16 protein-coding genes and 1 tRNA gene are annotated in these 16737 nt (G+C 62.6%); 11 read left to right on the forward strand and 6 right to left on the reverse strand.

All coding sequences use genetic code 11. The annotated features are described in order from the left end of the window. The first annotated feature begins 140 nt into the window (after positions 1–140). Together uriH and uriT are read left to right on the forward strand one after the other, a co-directional pair. Entirely contained in the window at positions 141–1121 is a 981-nt protein-coding gene (gene uriH, locus ADIAG_RS13185; protein ID WP_007271879.1) for a uridine-preferring nucleoside hydrolase UriH, read from the forward strand. Beyond that, positions 1118–2539 (forward strand): uridine transporter UriT, encoded by a 1422-nt coding sequence (gene uriT, locus ADIAG_RS13190; RefSeq protein ID WP_007271880.1) that lies wholly within the window; start codon positions 1118–1120, stop codon positions 2537–2539. The genes uriH and uriT overlap by 4 nt, the downstream gene beginning before the upstream one ends. Before the next feature lie 279 nt (positions 2540–2818). Here the strand turns inward: uriT and ADIAG_RS13195 are convergent, their stop codons facing one another. Together ADIAG_RS13195 and ADIAG_RS22165 are read right to left on the reverse strand one after the other, a co-directional pair. Next, positions 2819–3250, reverse strand: a complete 432-nt coding sequence (locus ADIAG_RS13195; protein WP_007271882.1) for a hypothetical protein — start codon at positions 3248–3250, stop codon at positions 2819–2821. A 26-nt stretch (positions 3251–3276) separates the two neighbouring features. Beyond that, entirely contained in the window at positions 3277–3894 is a 618-nt protein-coding gene (locus ADIAG_RS22165; protein ID WP_007271883.1) for a hypothetical protein, read from the reverse strand. Positions 3895–3986: 92 nt separating this feature from the next. On the opposite strand from ADIAG_RS22165, the gene ADIAG_RS21885 reads away from it, so the two are divergent. The 3 genes from ADIAG_RS21885 to ADIAG_RS13215 all read left to right on the forward strand — a co-directional run bounded on the left by ADIAG_RS21885 (position 3987) and on the right by ADIAG_RS13215 (position 5592). Continuing rightward, positions 3987–4247 (forward strand): hypothetical protein, encoded by a 261-nt coding sequence (locus ADIAG_RS21885; protein WP_007271884.1) that lies wholly within the window; start codon positions 3987–3989, stop codon positions 4245–4247. Between the two features lie 214 nt (positions 4248–4461). Continuing rightward, positions 4462–4797 carry a hypothetical protein gene (locus ADIAG_RS13210; RefSeq protein WP_007271885.1) on the forward strand — a complete coding sequence of 112 codons (336 nt, stop codon included), beginning with the start codon at positions 4462–4464 and terminating at the stop codon, positions 4795–4797. A 237-nt stretch (positions 4798–5034) separates the two neighbouring features. After that, on the forward strand, positions 5035–5592 hold the full coding sequence (locus tag ADIAG_RS13215; RefSeq protein ID WP_007271886.1) for a GNAT family N-acetyltransferase: 558 nt from the start codon (positions 5035–5037) through the stop codon (positions 5590–5592). Between the two features lie 39 nt (positions 5593–5631). Here ADIAG_RS13215 and ADIAG_RS13220 read toward each other — a convergent pair whose 3' ends face one another. Beyond that, entirely contained in the window at positions 5632–6360 is a 729-nt protein-coding gene (locus ADIAG_RS13220; protein ID WP_007271887.1) for a transglutaminase domain-containing protein, read from the reverse strand. A 322-nt stretch (positions 6361–6682) separates the two neighbouring features. Here ADIAG_RS13220 and ADIAG_RS13225 point away from each other — a divergent pair, with 322 nt between their 5' ends. Further along, a complete protein-coding gene (locus ADIAG_RS13225) occupies positions 6683–8209 on the forward strand; it encodes an acetyl-CoA hydrolase/transferase family protein (protein WP_043475008.1) in 1527 nt (508 codons plus the stop codon). A gap of 98 nt (positions 8210–8307) precedes the next feature. Here the strand turns inward: ADIAG_RS13225 and ADIAG_RS13230 are convergent, their stop codons facing one another. Next, positions 8308–8889 carry a GNAT family N-acetyltransferase gene (locus ADIAG_RS13230; protein WP_007271890.1) on the reverse strand — a complete coding sequence of 194 codons (582 nt, stop codon included), beginning with the start codon at positions 8887–8889 and terminating at the stop codon, positions 8308–8310. Positions 8890–9377: 488 nt separating this feature from the next. On the opposite strand from ADIAG_RS13230, the gene ADIAG_RS13235 reads away from it, so the two are divergent. Beyond that, positions 9378–9454, forward strand: a tRNA-Val gene (locus ADIAG_RS13235). An 82-nt stretch (positions 9455–9536) separates the two neighbouring features. On the opposite strand, the gene ADIAG_RS13240 is transcribed toward ADIAG_RS13235, so the two are convergent. Beyond that, on the reverse strand, positions 9537–10595 hold the full coding sequence (locus ADIAG_RS13240; RefSeq protein WP_007271891.1) for an LLM class flavin-dependent oxidoreductase: 1059 nt from the start codon (positions 10593–10595) through the stop codon (positions 9537–9539). 200 nt (positions 10596–10795) lie between these two features. Here ADIAG_RS13240 and ADIAG_RS13245 point away from each other — a divergent pair, with 200 nt between their 5' ends. Further along, positions 10796–12625, forward strand: coding sequence for a threonine/serine exporter family protein (locus ADIAG_RS13245; protein WP_007271892.1), 1830 nt, complete (start codon positions 10796–10798; stop codon positions 12623–12625). On the opposite strand, the gene ADIAG_RS13250 is transcribed toward ADIAG_RS13245, so the two are convergent. Beyond that, complete coding sequence (locus tag ADIAG_RS13250; RefSeq protein WP_007271893.1) at positions 12622–13395, reverse strand: uracil-DNA glycosylase; 774 nt, start codon at positions 13393–13395, stop codon at positions 12622–12624. The two genes, ADIAG_RS13245 and ADIAG_RS13250, sit on opposite strands and share 4 nt — an antisense overlap. 136 nt (positions 13396–13531) lie before the next feature. On the opposite strand from ADIAG_RS13250, the gene ADIAG_RS13255 reads away from it, so the two are divergent. From ADIAG_RS13255 to groL, 3 genes are all read left to right on the forward strand, one after another. Beyond that, positions 13532–13828: a DUF3263 domain-containing protein gene (locus ADIAG_RS13255; RefSeq protein ID WP_007271894.1), complete on the forward strand. Its 297-nt coding sequence runs from the start codon at positions 13532–13534 to the stop codon at positions 13826–13828. 94 nt (positions 13829–13922) lie between these two features. Beyond that, positions 13923–14615 (forward strand): LytR C-terminal domain-containing protein, encoded by a 693-nt coding sequence (locus ADIAG_RS13260; protein ID WP_007271895.1) that lies wholly within the window; start codon positions 13923–13925, stop codon positions 14613–14615. A gap of 273 nt (positions 14616–14888) precedes the next feature. Beyond that, on the forward strand, positions 14889–16526 hold the full coding sequence (groL, locus tag ADIAG_RS13265) for a chaperonin GroEL (protein ID WP_007271896.1): 1638 nt from the start codon (positions 14889–14891) through the stop codon (positions 16524–16526). Positions 16527–16737: the final 211 nt, after the last annotated feature.

Raw genomic sequence — 16737 nt, forward strand, 5'->3', positions numbered from 1 at the left:
TTTGACTAGGTGCTTCGCATACTCCGCGTTAAGCGTTTGACGCGAGGGTGTTGAGGGTGCCAGACTTCCGTTGAACGAGCATTTCCCGTCCCCATGCCACGCGCAGCGGGACGACTATCCCCGAAGATGTGGAGAACACCATGGGCGCACCCATCGCCTCGACCGAACCGCGGAAGATCATCCTGGACTGCGATCCCGGACATGACGATGCCGTGGCGATCCTGCTGGCGCACGGCAGCCCCGCGATCGAATTGCTCGCCGTCACCACAGTGGTCGGGAACCAGACGCTGGAAAAGGTCACCCAAAACGCCCTTGCGGTGGGAACCATCGCCGGTATCACCGGTGTTCCCTTCGCCGCCGGCTGCGCCCGCCCGCTGGTACGCACCATCGAAAATGCCCCCGATATCCACGGCGAATCGGGCATGGATGGCCCCGTACAGCCAGAGTCCGCGATTGAGCTGGATCCCCGCCACGCGGTCGACCTGATCATCGACACCGTCATGGCCCATGACCCGGGCACCATCACCTTGGTCCCCACCGGCGGGCTGACCAACATTGCCATGGCCGCCCGCAAGGAGCCGCGCATCGTTGAGCGGGTCAAGGAAGTTGTGCTGATGGGCGGCGGTTACCACGTGGGCAACTGGAGCGCCGTGGCCGAATTCAACATCATCATCGACCCCGAAGCCGCCCACATTGTCTTCAACGAGAAATGGCCGGTGGTGATGGTTGGGCTGGATTTGACCCACCAGGCGCTGGCCACCGACGAGGTGGTCAAGAAGATCGAGGAGATCGGCACCGGGCCGGCGAAGTTCGTGCGCGAACTCATGGACTTCTTCCAAGCCACCTACAAAGACGCCCAGGGCTTCGACTTCCCGCCGGTCCACGACCCCTGTGCCGTGGCCTACGTCATCGACCCCAGCATTGTCACAACCCGCAAGGTCCCGGTGAACATCGAGCTCGCCGGCACCCTGACCCTGGGCATGACCGTGGCAGACTTCCGTGCCCCGGCACCGGCTGACTGCCACACCTCGGTGGCAGTCGACCTCGACCACGAACGCTTCTGGGACCTGGTCACCGACGCGTTGGTACGCATCGGCGAGGTCAAGGTGCTCGTCCCGTGAGCACGCTGACCCACAAGCCGACCGGCACCCGGGGAAGCGCCACGGCGCTGACCGCTGCCCTGCTCACCGCATGCATCGCCTTCCAGCTCAACGCCTCGATGCTCAGCCCCGCGCTGGTCACCATGGGCGAGGAACTGAATACCGACCAGGGCTCCATCGGGCTCTCACAGACCTGGTTCTTCACCACCGCGGCACTGTTCTCGTTGTTCCTGCCCCGGCTCTCGGACGTGGTGGGCCGCAAGAAGATCCTGGTCTTCATGATGCTGATGACGGCCTTCGGTTCCGTTGTTGCGGCGCTGGCACCGAACATCGAATGGCTCTTTGCCGGGCGCATCATCCAGGGCATTTCCGGGCCCACCGTCCCATTGGCCTTGCTGATGCTGCGCAGCGCCGTGCCCAACCCCAAGCGCTACGGCGCCTTGATGGGGTTGATCCTGGCCGTGAACGGTGGGGTCGCAGGCGTGGACTCCTTCTTGGGCGGCTATCTGGCCGAAAACCACGGCTTCCGCTCGATCTTCTGGGTGATGGTGGTGCTGGCAGTGATCGCTGCCCTCGGGGTTGCACTCTTCACCCGTGAATCCAAGCCGCAAGCCGGTACCCGCATGGACTGGCGCGGTGTGTTCTTCATCGTCGTTGCCGTCGGCGCCTTGCTGACAGCCCTGAACGAGGCCGCCAAGCTGGTCGGCGGCATCGACTCCTCGACGGTGCTGCTCTCCGCGGTGCTGCTGGTGGTTTCAGCCGCGGCGTTCTACGGTTTCTGGGCCACCGAGAAGCGCGTGGCCGAGCCGATGGTGCAGATCGAGCATCTGCGCCAGCGTGCCACGTGGGCTCCGCTGCTGACCACGGTGCTGACCATGACCGGGATCTTTGCCGTGATCAATGGCATTGTCCCGGCCTACGTCCAGGCCGCTGGCCCCGGTTTCGGGGTCGGCGCCACGCAGACCGCGCTGCTGATTTTGACTCCCTACGCACTGTTGGGCTGGATCTTCGGTCCGTTCAGTGGCCGTCTGGCACCGGTCTGGGGTTACAACAGGGTGCTGCGCCTCGGAATGCTCGGCTCGATTGTCGCGCTGCTGATCATCGTGTTCTTCGGCATGGATTCGCTGCCGATGATGGTGGCGGGAACCGCGCTGCTGGGCATCACCTACGCCGGGACCGCCAACATCATGCTCAACGGACTCGGCGTGGTGCTCTCCCCGAAGGGCAACCCCGGGTTCCTGCCGGGGATGAACGCCGGAGCCTTCAACCTGGGCGCCGGGCTGAGCTTCCTGGTGCTGCCCGCGGTGTTGGTGGGTACCTCGTCGCTGGGGGACCACACCTCCTACGTGACGGTGGTAGTGGTCGGGCTGCTCATCACCGTGGCCGCCTTCGCCGCCTCGCTGCTGATCCCCAAGCCGGTTGACGCAGAGGTGGAATAACGCACGGACCCGGGCCCCTCCCAAGGGTCGTCCCGCATCACGGTTCTCGGTTCGCTGAATGCGGACCCGGCCATCTGCACCCAACGCCTGCCGCAGACGGGGCAGACCCTGCACGGTGAGGGGAGCACCTCGGTGGGCGCGGCGATGGCCGCGACCAGGAAGGGCATTCAGGCCTCGGGCTTGGATGCCGGCACCGTGTACGCCAAGCTCAACGGCTGATCCACGGCCCGATCTCGACCCCCCGTCAGGGAGCTGGCACGTGTGCGTTGTCCCAGCGCCTCAGTGAAGGGCCAAGGTCTTCTCGGCAGCACCTTCCGGGTACCTCAGGGTCAGAGTGACCGGGCGCCCCGTGACCGATTCCGGAACCGCCAGTTCGTGAGCGGTCGCGGCCATGTCCGCGGAGCACGGGCCGTACCCGCCGGAAGGCTCCAGACGCAACTCGATGCCGTCGGCGGCAATCGCCTCCAACGAGGTCACCACCGCCGGGCAGGAAGAGCTGCCCCACGTGATGAGCGCAAACCGGCTGCCGTCCTCGAGCCATACGGCAGAGATCGTCTCCCAAGGGATCGCCGAACGTTGGGCCTCGGTCCATGAGGTTGGAAGGCCCCGCTCCACCCGCTCGGCCACACTCGCAGGGCCAGAACAACCTGACAGCAACATTGCTGCAGTCAGGATTCCGGCGAACCAGCCGCCGTACCTCGTTGCCTTCATCGGTGCATACCTTCTTTCCGACCTGCTCAGCGCATCAGAATCGCCCGGTCGCCGAGGATGATCGTGTCATGCCCGCGCACCCCATCGAAACTGTACTCGCCCCAGCGGATGGACTGCGACTGCTCGTGCTCCACGGTGCCCCAGTCCCAGCCGGGCACCGCAGGGGAGTCGGCGCCGCATTGCGGCGGGTAGGACTCCATGACGGATGTGCAGAACACCTCTCCGGCCCCGTTGCCCAGCACCATGCCGGTGAAGGCCCTCTCGGTGACCGGGGACAACGCAATAAGCAGTGCAAGGACCGCGAGTACCAGGCTAACCGGTGTCATCACCCAGCGTTCGGCCTTGGACCGGGAAATCGCGTTCATCACCACCCCGAGGACGAGGTAGGCAAAAACCACCCAGCTGCCCACGCTTGAGAAGTTTTGCGGTAACACGTCGATGAGCCCGGCGCGGTCCAGGGCAAGTACCACCATGAAGCCGTAGACCAGCAGGGAGAACGCCGAAGCGATCCGGTAGTTAGTCGGCAACGTCCCCGGGTGCTGCCCGCCCCAGGCAAACCGGCCCCACGGGGCGCCGAATACCAAAGCGATCTGGAAGAGGGCCAACAGGACTAGGAGGGCGACGAAAGCGACTACGGCGATCATGAAGCGAAGCCTACTATGCGCCGGTGAACACGCAACAAGTTGGGTACTGGAACGGATGTTGCTCCTTGGGCCGGCGGCGTACCGTTTCTGCCATGAGCGACTCCACTGCCGGGCCCACGGACGCCGGACCCGATGCGGAAACCATGCGCCGTACCTACCTTTTTGCACTCAAGGACGCGGGCGGCACGGTGCCGCCGGAGATCGGCGTCGCACGCAGGCTCGCTGCCCGCGGACACAACGTGGTGGTGCTAGGCGACTATTCCATGGCCGAACAAGCCGCCGGCGAGCTAGGCCGAGCGGTCGCCCGGGATGCGGCGGACCAATCGACCCTACTGGGGTGCGCTGAGTGGTGAGCAGGGGCCCTAGCGGTTCCCCGGCACACGGCGGGACGATCAGTTGCTTATGTAGTACAAACGTGCGATAATTAAAGACTTCTATACGGGTTTCTAGAAGAGCGTGAGCGGTCGACCTTGTTCGTGCCGCCGCTCGAACCAATAGCGCAAACCCGGGAAGACGAACGAACAATAGGGCCACTGTAGGGGACCTCCGGCAACGAGGCCGGATGAAATGGCCTTGACTGTTCGAAACAATGACCGGCTTGCCACCACGACGTGGCAGATACTAGCCGGCAGCAACACCGCAGGAATCGGGAAGCTTCGATGGCTCGACGCCCCCGGCGTGGACCAGGAACTTCCGGCGACGATTGACCCAGACGGAGACGTCTCGTCATTCGGTCGCACTGTCATGAAAGGACGGATCATAATGACACCAGGTCATGAAACACTTATCATTACGGCCTTCACAATGATCGGGCTGCTAAGCATATTGACCTTTTCGATGGTCGCTCGCTACCGCAAGTCCCACAACGCATTAGAAGAATCAAGCGCCGAACAGGCCGCATAGGGATGTGGTTGGCCCGGGAATGAACGGCCCGGTCCAATAACAAAAAAGAAACGGGTGTGTCCGCCGCTTGGCAGACACGCCCGTTTTTCTTTGACTCAATGACCGCATGCTTGCTAGTCCTTGAACATGGTGTTCATACGATGGTTGACTTGGCAGCATGACCTGAATTGGCAGCAACGCACACATCCCGCGCGGCCGCACCTCGAGCCGCACCTCCCAGCGACAGGTCAAATTCCCATGGTCACCATCCGTGAATACCAGCCGTCCGATGAGCGTGGTTGGCTCGAATGCCGCTTGCTCGGCTTCCTTGATAGCAACTACTACGATGACGTCAGAACCGACCGAGGCGACATCGAAGCACCCTGTATCAGCCTTGTTGCCGAAGATGGCGGCAAGATCGTGGGTCTACTCGACATTGAATGGGGCGACCAGAGCGCAACCATTGATTCAATTGCCGTGCATCCTGCTGCCCGGAAGCAAGGCATCGCCTCCTCCCTACTGGCCGAGGGATTGCTCCGGCTCCCTCAAACAATCCGGACCGTGGATGCCTGGACGCGGGAGGACAACGCAGCAAACCAGTGGTACCAACGCAATGGCTTTCAAGAACACTTCCGATACTTGCACGTGTACAAGGCCGCAGACGAGCCGCAGGAAGGGTTCCAAAGCCCGGTGGGACTGACTCGGCCGGTGATGGCCTTCATGCACGCCGATATCCAGGAAGAGGAACGCATGCGTGGAATGTTCAAACGGGTATACGTTTGCCGTCAGTACATGCTGGGCCTAGATGTGAGCTGATGCCGGTTTTCTGCAGGATCGCGGCCGGAGCTCAACAAGCTAACCCGTTGCTGCCCAGCGCCCAAAGATGGGTTCGAGCACCCAGCGCAACGGCAACGGCAAGTTCTGCCCATAGCGGGCAAAGACCTCGTCCCGGTCCGCGAACCTGCCCAGTGACCGATCAACCTGGGCCAGGTCGCCGGGCATACAAGAGCCTTCAGCGCAGCCCTTGGCCACCCAGCTCGCGGACCCGGTGGCAATGGCATCGAAGAGGGTCTCGGCGCCGTGGTTTGCGAAAGCCGGGGCGGGGGCCTCCGCCCCGAAGAGATCCGAGAGATTCAACCACCCGGAATCGACCATGAAATCCGGCCAAGCGATGAGGATGCACTGGGGGACCGCCCGGCGCAAGTAAGTGAACCGGGGATACCAAAACGAACCATGGATCAGCAGTGCCTCCGAGCAGGTGGCGATTCCCGCTCCGCGCGCCAACGCCTCCAGCAAGGCAATACGCTGGGAACACGATCCCCGGCCCTTGGCCAGCGTGAGCGAAACCGGCTGGGTTTCGTTGAGTGAATACACGGGGCGGACACGCTGCTGGATCCACCGGTGGGCCTCACGCAGGAACTCCAGGTCGTTGCCGGTGCTGTCCCGCAGCCGGGCACCGATCGCCAGCAATGCCGGGTCGCTGCCGTCAAGAATTGGCGTGAAGCGGGCCGAACCTGCCCTGAAGGGGTCGGGCGCGGCTTCGGCGCGGCGAAGCCGGGCGGTCGTGGTCAGGGCACAGGTCATGGGGCAGAGTCTGCCACGCCAGGGGTCAGTAATCGAGCAGCAGGGCCAGGCCCCCGGAACCGATAAACACCCAACCGGCGACGACCAGGGTTCCGATGGCTGACATGGTCCCGGTCATTTTCTGCTTTTCGGTCATCCCGCAATGCTATCCGACGCTCGGCTTTCGGGTGCCAGTCACCGCAAAAATGGGCGGCCTCACAGCATGTCGGGCTCATTGGTGTCGCAGGAGGCCCAAAATGGCGTAAATGTGACGCGATCAGCGACTAAGGTGTCGCAGATGGCACGAAGCAACGTGTGTCACACATCTTTCGGAAGGGCAGCCGTGCACGATCGGATCCATTACTCCAAGTTCCTTGACCTCCGTATGTCGGCCGAGCAGGCCGCCGACCTGGTCAAGCCCGGCATGACCGTGGCCATGAGCGGGTTCACCGGTGCCGGCTACCCCAAGGCCGTCCCGGGCGCGCTTGCCGCACTCATGGAAAAGGAACAGGCCGCGGGGAACCCGTTCAAGATCAACGTGCTCACCGGCGCCTCCACGGCCCCTGAGCTCGACGGGGTGCTGGCCCGGGCCGGAGGCATGAACCTGCGGCTGCCATATATGTCGGATCCCGAGCTGCGTCGTCGTATCAATGACGGCGAGATGGAATACATGGATATCCATCTTTCCCACGTGGCCCAGCACGCGTGGTTCGGTTTTTACGGCAAGATCGATTTGGCCATCATCGAGATCGTCGGTGTGACCGAGGACGGGCAGCTGATCCCTTCATCATCGGTGGGCAACAACAAAACCTGGTTGGACATGGCCGACAAGGTCATTCTCGAGGTCAACACCCAGCAGTCCCCCGCCTTGGAGGGAATGCACGACATTTACTACGGCACCGCGCTGCCTCCACACCGCCAGCCGATCGAAATGACCACCGCAGACCAGCGGATCGGCGAACCATACCTACGGGTGGATCCGTCCAAGATCGTTGCGGTGGTGGAAACCGATGCCCCCGACCGGCTGAGCCCCTTCGCCCCGGTCGACGAGACCTCGAGCCAGATCGCCGACCATCTGTTGGACTTCTTGGACCATGAGATCCGCGCCGGCCGTCTGACCGACAAGCTCCTGCCCCTGCAGTCTGGTGTCGGCAACATCGCCAACGCCGTGCTCGCCGGTCTGTCCCGCGGCGGCTACAAGGGCTTGCAGGCCTACACCGAGGTCATCCAGGACGGCATGCTGTCCCTGCTCAAGGACGAGACGATCGGTTTCGCCTCGGCCACATCCTTCTCGCTCTCCTCCGATGGCATCGAAGAGTTCAACCGCCATGTGGACTTCTACCGCGAACGCATTCTGCTGCGCCCGCAGGAGATCTCCAACCACCCCGAGTTGGTACGCCGGCTGGGGTGCATCGCGCTGAATGGCATGATCGAGGCGGATATCTACGGCAACGTGAACTCCACCAACGTCGTGGGTTCGCACGTGATGAACGGCATCGGCGGCTCGGGCGACTTCGCGCGCAACGGATATCTTTCGGTGTTCATGTCTCCCTCGGTGGCCAAGGGCGGGAAAATCTCCGGGATCGTGCCGATGGCCAGCCACGTGGACCACACCGAGCACGACACCATGATCCTGATTACCGAGCGCGGTCTGGCCGACCTGCGCGGGCTTTCTCCGAAGCAGCGCGCCCAGGTCATCATCGACAATTGCGCAGCCCCCGAGTACCGCCCGATGCTGCAGGACTACTTCGACCGCGCCAAGGTTTCCAGCTACGGCAAGCACACCCCGCACCTGCTGGGTGAATCGCTGTCCTGGCACCAGCGCTTCATCGACACCGGAGACATGCGCCCGGGCGCCGCACAAGCATAAACTGCACAGATCCAAGAGGAGCCCGTTTTGCACGCCTTTCGCGAGGCCTGCGACACGGGCTCCGTGCATGGTGCTGGACCAGGCTGCACGCAAGGTCCCTAGGCAGGAACGGCATTGTCCTGCCCCGGGCCCAACGGCGGTCGATGCACCTGTGTGTAGTGCGGAAGCGCGGTGTTCGGTTGGGCCGGAACCAACGGGACCAGCCCTCTGCCGGTCCGGTGCCACGGGGATTCAGTGGACACCCAGATGGTCATCGGTCGGCCGGTGACATCGCTGAGGTATTCGCATTCCGGCGTCCACCGGGCCGAACGCCCGTAGTAGTTCCAGGAAGTCTGGTTGTGGTGGGCGATCACCGTGATCGGGGTCCCTCCCATGGACAGTGCATAGGTCAGCCGAGACTCGGCCATGTGTTGGCGGATGCCCAACCGCCGATATGCCGGGTGCACAAACATGCCACCAAGTTCCAGGGGGCGCGGAGCCTGCGTCGGCGCGGTGACGGCGTTATGAACGATTCCCACGCCTACGCGGCTACCTTCATGCTGTGCGGTGACCACGAACAAGGCATGGTCCATGCGTTCGTGCCACCGGTGATCGGGGTTCAGCGTGAGCGCCGAAAGGGCCTGGCGCTCGAGGCCGGCGGGTACGGAATAAGACAGTAAGTACTCAATAACGGGAAGCACCGGGAGCGGTCCTCTCACGGGAAAAGAGAGTGAACGAAGGAAAAAGTTCCCGGAATTGCACCGGGCCGGTTCCGTGGCCGGTAGGGGAGCACCGCCGGTGGTTCCCGGCGGCCTCCTTGCAAGGCCCGTGTGGTGGTGGAAGTACTCGACATTAAAATTATGATCCGTCGAAGATGGCTCTGTAAACCGGGCTGTTTAGCGACTCGCCGACGGATACCTGCTGGTCCATTCCCCGGGCACAGCCGAGTTTGCAAATTCCCCGGTTCTACGCGGATTTCAGTATCGGAAGTCAACGGAAACCTGAGCCTGGTTCATCAAGATTTAACCTATGGCCAGGCAGAACGCGCGGGCCGCTGAAATGATCCTTGGGATGGGCGCCGGCGGGGCAGTGGCGGACGGAACAGCGGGTCCTGCGGCCGGTCATCGATTTGGTGTGTGCCGCAGTGCTCGGCTAATCTTGCTAGGTACTCCTTCGGGAGATGCAAAATGGTTCTTTAGCTCAGTTGGTTAGAGCGCTCGCTTCACACGCGAGAGGTCAGCAGTTCGAGTCTGCTAAGAACCACCAATACGAAAGGAACCCCGGATCTCCGGGGTTCCTTTCGTTAATCGGGCCTTGTTGCGGCCGGACCTGTAACTTTGTTCCGCGTCTACTTGTCGCTGAGCATTTCCAGGACAAGGGGCTTGACCTTGGTTCCCAGTAGTTCAATGCTGCGCAGCATGGTCTCGTGCGGCAGTGAACCTGCCGAGTACTTGATGTCGACACGCGAGAGCCCCAGCCCAGTGGCAAAGCGGGCAATCTTGCGGGCAACTGTCTCCGGGCTGCCGGCCAGCATCGAACCGTCGGCGCCGGTCGAAGCTTCGAAGCGCATGCGGCTCGCCGGCGGCCAGCCCCGCTCGGCCCCTAAACGGTCCATCGTGATCTTGTAGTGCGGCCACAACAGATCCTGGGCTTCTTGGTCGGTCTCGGCGACCAAGCCGTGGAAGTGGGCGCCGATACGCTGGGGCTGATGTCCGAATTCCTCCAAGGATCGCTTGTATAGCCGGGTCAGTGGCTCGAAGGCCATCGGCTGTCCACCGATGATCGCCAGGAATAGCGGCAGCCCGTGCCGGGCCGCACGCACCACCGACTCGGGGCTTCCTCCAACACCCACCCAGGCATTCAAGATGCCGTTTTCAATGGGTGGGTAGACGGACTGGTTGCGCAGTGCCGGACGGGTCTGCCCCGACCAGCTGACCGGCTCACCCTTGCGCAGCTTGGCGAAGAGCGCCAGCTTTTCTTCGAAGAGCAATTCGTAGTCGGAAAGTTCGTAGCCAAAAAGCGGGAAGGATTCGACGAACGAACCGCGGCCCAAGATGGCTTCGGCACGGCCATTGGATAACCCGTCCACCGTGGCGAAGCGTTCGTAGACCCGTACCGGATCATCCGAGCTCAATACCGTCACCGCGGTGCCCAGCTTGATGCTCTCGGTCACCGAAGCGATGGCACCAAGGACCACTTCGGGTGCCGAGATTGCATAATCGTCCCGGTGGTGTTCGCCCACGCCGAAGAAATCCAGTCCTGCGGCCTCGGCGGCTTTGGCCTCTGCAACGACATTGCGTAAAACCTGGGCGGGGTGCAGCGTCGTTCCGTCGGCAGCGGTAGTGATGTCTCCGAAGGTTTCGACACCGATCTCAAGTTGCTGTGTGTTGGTGGTGGGTTCACTCATGGTTTCCGGTGGTTCTCCTGTCAAAACTTATATGCGTTTGCATTCACTCTGGCTCAACTATGGCTCGCTCCGCGATATTCCCGGGACGCGAATACCCACTGTGTCCAATGCGACAACTGTGAGTTGCGCGGCCCATGGCTCAAAGTCCAATAAGGCGGCGGTAAGGTGAGTGGGAGAAAGCGCAAACGACAGGAGAAAGTGTGTCTTCAGGCAAGGATCCGGACACCGGCATTCCGGTGTCCCCGGGCGAGGATCCCAACCCGCAGGTGGCCAGGCTGCGCCGTGTCCAGACACGGGAAATGGTCAACATTACCCAAGCCCTGAAGGATGCTGCCGAGTATGCGCAAAATGCTCCCCAGATTCCCCGAGCCGTGCTGAAATCAGAGACCTCGGAGGCGGCTTCACCAGCCTCCATGACCGGCCAGCGGAAGCCCGCGTCCAAGCCCATGGGTGGGAACTCGCCCACACCCTCTGGAAGGCCGGCGGCAAAGCGCCCCGCCGCGTCCAAGATCCCCAAACCCGCCAAACCTGCTAAGCGGTCGCGGCCCACCACCCTGGCCCAAGACGCCATCAACGCGAAGACCGGCCTGGTCGGAGTCACCTCCAGCGGCCTGCCGGCCATGCCACCACGGGTTAACCCGGCGGCCAAGCGGATGATCTCGCGCTTTCTGGCCTCCGATACCCCGCCCACCCAAGCCATCAACATCGTCGATCGTCTCAGGGGCACTCCCTACGCCAATCCGAAGGTGAACGCGGCCCAGGACGCTTCGGCCCGCAAGACCCTAGAATTTGCGCTCGACCTGGCCGAAACCATGTTCCGCTACGGGGCAGGGTCCCTGGAAGTGGAAACCAGTGTTATCGCGGTGACCGCGGCGCTGGGTCTGCGGCACACCGACGTGGATATCACCAACCAGTCGATCCACCTGAACTTCTCCCCGCCGGAAGGCGAGTCGTATTCGATGCTGCGCGTGGTGCGCTCCTGGACCACCAACTTTGCCGGTTTGGCCCAGGTGCACCGGTTGGTTTCAGACATCATCTCCGGTGGCGTCACCCGCCAGCAGTCGGTGGACAGGCTGCGGGCGATCGCGCGCAAGCCCAAACCCTTCCCGCGCTGGATGGTCGCCTCGGCGGCCGGTGCCTTTGCCGCGCTCTTCGTGGTGTTCATCGGCGGCTCACTGACCGGCGCTGCCCTGGCCTTTGTCTCCTCGATAGCCGTGGGGCAGGTCATCAAATACGCGTCGCGCTGGAGGGTGCCCGAATTTTTCTCGATCGCCACCTCTACCTTTGTCGTCACGGCCATCGCGATCCTCTTCCACGCGTTGCGTGCACCCATGGATCCGTCGATCGTGGTCGCCGGTGGCATCCTGTTGTTACTACCCTCGTCCAGATTCGTCTCGGCGTTACAGGATGCGATCAATGGGTTTCCCGTCACGGCCTCCGGGCGCTTCTTCTCCGCCGCGCTGACCTACGCCGCGATCCTGACCGGGATCATGACCGCGTTGGTCTCCGGGCGGATGCTAGGAGCCCCGGAGCTCGACGTCAGTTCCATCGACGTGATCGTCTACCCCGGCTGGCTACTGGCGGCGCTGGTGGTTCTTGCAGTCATGGCTGGAGGCGTCACCGAGCAGTCCGAGCCCAAGCTATTGCTGCCCATCGGGGCCATCGCTTTGCTGGGCTACATGATCTTGCTCGGGATCCAGGCGTTAGGTGTGGGGGACCGGGCGGCACCGGCGGTGGCCGCGACCTTTGTTGGCTTTGCCGGACGCTGGGCCGCTTACAAGCTGCGCGCCCCGCAACTGGTGCTGGCAGCGCCAGCAATCGTGTTCCTGCTGCCGGGACTCATGATTTTCCGATCCATGTACGGGATCGTTTTTGATGTCGCGGACATGTCCGGTGCGATGGTGCAGATGTTCACCGCATTCACCATCATGATGGCCATCGCCGGAGGCGTGGTCTTCGGCGACACCATCGCCCGCCCGCTCATCGGCGCCGAGGTATTGGCCGAGCGCCGCAACATCCGTCGCCGCTAGCCCCTGCGGCGTGCCAGCGGCAGAGCCCAGTCAATGGGGTTACCACCCTGGGCGACGAGCAACTCATTCGCCCGGGTGAAGGGCTTGGAGCCAAAGAAACCGCGGCGCGCCGAGAGCGGTGAGGGGTGCGCGGACGCGATGATCGGAATGCTGTCCAGTGCCGGGGCAAGCGCTTGGGCGTCCTTGCCCCACAGGATCGCCACCAGCGGGCCACCGCGCGCTGCCAGGGCCGCTATCGCAGCGTCGGTGATGGCCTCCCAGCCAAGCTTCCGATGCGAGCCCGCGTCCCCGGCTGCCACGGTGAGAACTCGGTTCAGCAGCACCACACCCTGGTTCGCCCACGCCGACAAATCTCCGTGGCCCGGAACCGGCAGCCCGGTATCCTGATGCAGCTCGGTATAGATGTTCTTCAGGCTGCGCGGCAGCGGCTGCACCTGTGGCAACGCCGCGAAGCTCAATCCCATCGAATGCCCCGGGGTGGGGTACGGATCCTGACCCATGACCAGCACCCTGGCCTCGGCTAACGGGCGACTAAAGGCCCGCAGGATGTTCCCGGGCTCGGGCAGGATGTGCTCGCCGGCGGCACGCCTGGCCTCAAGATCACGCGCCAGGTCCACCAGCACCCCCTGGACCGGTTCTAGTGCCAGTGCCCAGTCTGGGGCAATGAAACCTCCAGCCACCGCGTCGTTCAAGCCCGTAGCAAACGGAAACGGTGCGGGCTGTGCCTGCGGAGCGGCAAATTCAAACAAAGGTGTCTCGTGCGTGTCCATAGGAACCATTGTGGGCCGATACACGGACCGAAGGACAGCCCGAGAGCGCACGCCGCACGTTAGAATCATTACAGTTGGGGCAGATTGCCCAGTGGTTCGCCGTACCCCGGCGAACCGGAATCTTAAGGGAAGTGCGATGTCATCTGAGACGCCAGAGAGCGAGTTTGAACTCGATGAGGCCAGTGGACTGGACGAGCGTTCTCAGCGGATTCTCGCGCTGGAACGCTCGTGGTGGAAATACGCCGGAGCCAAGGAACAGGCCATCACGGAGATGTTTTCCATCTCCCCGACTAATTACTATCAGTTGCTCAATACGCTGATCGACACGGACGCGGCGTTGGCCCATGACCCCATGCTGGTCAAGCGATTGCGTAGACTACGAACGACTAGGCATCGCGCTCGGTCGGCCAAACGCGTCGAATCCGAGGCATGAGAGCAATGCACAACGGGCAGTTCCTGGCCCGTGAAGGCTTGCGATCGTGCACCCGCGCATGCCCACATTGCAAGAGACATCACCGAGGACGGGTATGACCAACTATCCGCGCGATGAATTTGATCGCGTCCCAGAGTTCAGCAACCGTAGCGGATCGCACCGCGAAAACGGCTGGGCTGCAGCAGCATCCGTGGGCGGGGCCCGATCCGGGTTGCGCTGGCTGATGGTGTTCGGGGCGCTTGCCCTGGTCGTGGGACTGTTTTCCTTCATGGTTCTGCCCAAACTCATGGGCACCTCGAACGACCCGGCGCCAGTGGCTGCCAGTTCCTCGGCTTCCACGAAGGCCAGCGAAGAACCAACGGTTGATTCTTCCGCTGACTCCTCGGAGACGCCATCGGAATCGTCCACAGAATCCGAATCCATGGACTCCGACTCCACGGAACCAAGCGATACCACCGGTTCGTCGGACGAGAGTCAGTCCAGCTCACCGGGCCAAAGTGACTTCCCAGAGGATGTCGACCCCACAATGACCATGGGCGTTTACAACGGGTCCAACATCGGAGGCGTCGCCGGAACGGCACGCACTACGCTGCTCGACGCCGGATACTCCAACGTAGTGGCCTCGGACTGGACGAAGAAGGTTACCTACTCAACGGTGTACTACCGTTCCGAGACCTACCGCGCCACCGCAGAGGCCGCGGCCAAGGAACTCGGGCTGACCTCAATCATGCAAAGTGCCGACATCCCCGGCAATATCGCCATCGTGCTGGGCAACACCTACCAATAGATGAGCGCGCTACGCTGAGGGCAAAGTCCCACAGCTTGCACTCCACGGTCCGGAGTGCCAAGATTTGTATTAGCACTCGCACGACCCGACTGCTAATTCGATCGAAGTTTCGACCGAATATATGCGGTCTCGGGGCGGTGTTTGAGTGAGTCCTTGACCAAGGCAGCGAGAAGCTTTTGCGATCGTCCCATGACATCGCGGATTCTTCGTCCGTCGCGGGCGTTGCCTCAGGTCGTAGATACGCATGAACGTCCCGAAAGGACATAAGCCGCTATGGCCAAAATCATTGCATTTGACGAGGAAGCACGCCGCGGCCTTGAGCGCGGCCTGAACATCTTGGCCGACGCCGTCAAGGTCACCCTTGGCCCGCGTGGACGCAACGTCGTTTTGGAAAAGAAGTGGGGCGCACCCACGATCACCAACGATGGTGTTTCCATTGCCAAGGAGATCGAGCTCGAGGACCCGTACGAGAAGATCGGTGCCGAGCTCGTCAAGGAAGTTGCCAAGAAGACTGATGACGTCGCAGGCGACGGCACCACCACCGCAACCGTCCTGGCACAGGCCCTGGTCAAGGAAGGTCTGCGCAACGTTGCAGCCGGCGCCGACCCGCTGAGCCTCAAGCGCGGCATCGAGAAGGCAGTTGACGCGGTTACCGCCGAACTGCTGGCCTCCGCCAAGGAAATCGAAACCAAGGAGCAGATTGCGGCCACCGCGTCGATCTCCGCCGGTGACAACGAAATCGGCGCACTAATCGCTGAAGCGTTGGACAAGGTCGGCAAGGAAGGTGTCATCACCGTTGAGGAGTCGAACACCTTCGGCCTCGAACTTGAGCTCACCGAGGGCATGCGCTTCGACAAGGGCTACATCTCGGCCTACTTTGTCACCGACAACGAGCGCCAGGAAACGGTCCTTGAGGATCCGTACATCCTGATCGTCAACTCGAAGATCACCAACGTCAAGGACATGGTTTCGATCCTTGAGAAGGTCATGCAGTCCAACAAGCCGCTGCTGATCATCGCCGAAGACATCGAGGGCGAAGCCCTGGCCACCCTGATCGTGAACAAGATCCGTGGCCTGTTCAAGTCCGTCGCCGTCAAGGCACCGGGCTTCGGTGACCGTCGCAAGGCCATGCTGGCCGACATCGCCATCCTCTCCGGTGGCCAGGTCATCTCCGAGGAAATCGGCCTGAAGCTCGAAAACGCCACCATCGACCTGCTGGGCTCCGCCCGCAAGGTTGTTGTCACCAAGGACGAGACCACCATCGTCGAAGGTGCCGGCGACGCCGAGGAGATCGCCGGTCGCGTGAACCAGATTCGCGCCGAGATCGAGAACTCCGATTCGGACTACGACCGCGAGAAGCTGCAGGAACGTCTGGCCAAGCTGGCCGGCGGCGTTGCCGTCATCAAGGCCGGTGCCGCTACAGAGGTCGAGCTCAAGGAACGCAAGCACCGCATCGAAGATGCAGTGCGCAACGCCAAGGCTGCTGTTGAAGAAGGCATTGTCGCCGGTGGCGGCGTAGCCCTCATCCAGGCCGGCGCTGCTGCATTCGCCAAGCTGGAACTGACGGGTGACGAGGCAACCGGTGCGAACATCGTTCGCGTTGCCATCGAAGCTCCGCTGAAGCAGATCGCCTTCAACGCTGGCATGGAGCCGGGCGTTGTCGCCGACAAGGTCAAGTCCCTGCCCTCGGGCCACGGCCTGAACGCGATGACCGGCGTCTACGAGGATCTCCTCACCGCCGGCGTGAACGACCCGGTAAAGGTTACGCGCTCTGCACTGCAGAACGCGGCTTCCATTGCCGGTCTGTTCCTGACCACCGAGGCCGTTGTCGCTGACAAGCCGGCTCCGGCCGGCGCAGCAGCACCGGGTGGCGACGACATGGGTGGCATGGGTGGCATGGGTGGATTCTAATCCCCCTGTTGCTTCACACCACGTTTGACGTGTAGGCCCTAGGGCCAAATCAGAGGTCGCTTTCCCGCGGTGCTCCACCCCCTCTTCACTGAGGGAACGGAGCGCCGCACCGGAAGGCGGCCTCCGGCGTTAACCATGGGTCTAAGATGTTTCCATGCCCCGGAATGAAGAGCAGCTGCGCGGCGGTAACGCGACCGACGCGGTGATGCGT

Origin of the sequence: Paeniglutamicibacter gangotriensis Lz1y, assembly GCF_000348945.1 — a bacterium.
GTDB classification, from domain to species: domain Bacteria; phylum Actinomycetota; class Actinomycetes; order Actinomycetales; family Micrococcaceae; genus Paeniglutamicibacter; species Paeniglutamicibacter gangotriensis.

Bases quoted from the DNA above. Each gene is read 5' to 3' on its own strand.
- uriH (WP_007271879.1), top strand. From the start codon at position 141: ATGGGCGCACCCATCGCCTCGACCGAACCGCGGAAGATCATCCTGGAC.
- ADIAG_RS13195 (WP_007271882.1), bottom strand. From the start codon at position 3,250: ATGAAGGCAACGAGGTACGGCGGCTGGTTCGCCGGAATCCTGACTGCA.
- ADIAG_RS22165 (WP_007271883.1), bottom strand. From the start codon at position 3,894: ATGATCGCCGTAGTCGCTTTCGTCGCCCTCCTAGTCCTGTTGGCCCTC.
- ADIAG_RS21885 (WP_007271884.1), top strand. From the start codon at position 3,987: ATGAGCGACTCCACTGCCGGGCCCACGGACGCCGGACCCGATGCGGAA.
- ADIAG_RS13210 (WP_007271885.1), top strand. From the start codon at position 4,462: ATGGCCTTGACTGTTCGAAACAATGACCGGCTTGCCACCACGACGTGG.
- ADIAG_RS13215 (WP_007271886.1), top strand. From the start codon at position 5,035: ATGGTCACCATCCGTGAATACCAGCCGTCCGATGAGCGTGGTTGGCTC.
- ADIAG_RS13220 (WP_007271887.1), bottom strand. From the start codon at position 6,360: ATGACCTGTGCCCTGACCACGACCGCCCGGCTTCGCCGCGCCGAAGCC.
- ADIAG_RS13240 (WP_007271891.1), bottom strand. From the start codon at position 10,595: ATGAGTGAACCCACCACCAACACACAGCAACTTGAGATCGGTGTCGAA.
- ADIAG_RS13250 (WP_007271893.1), bottom strand. From the start codon at position 13,395: ATGGACACGCACGAGACACCTTTGTTTGAATTTGCCGCTCCGCAGGCA.
- ADIAG_RS13255 (WP_007271894.1), top strand. From the start codon at position 13,532: ATGTCATCTGAGACGCCAGAGAGCGAGTTTGAACTCGATGAGGCCAGT.
- ADIAG_RS13260 (WP_007271895.1), top strand. From the start codon at position 13,923: ATGACCAACTATCCGCGCGATGAATTTGATCGCGTCCCAGAGTTCAGC.
- groL (WP_007271896.1), top strand. From the start codon at position 14,889: ATGGCCAAAATCATTGCATTTGACGAGGAAGCACGCCGCGGCCTTGAG.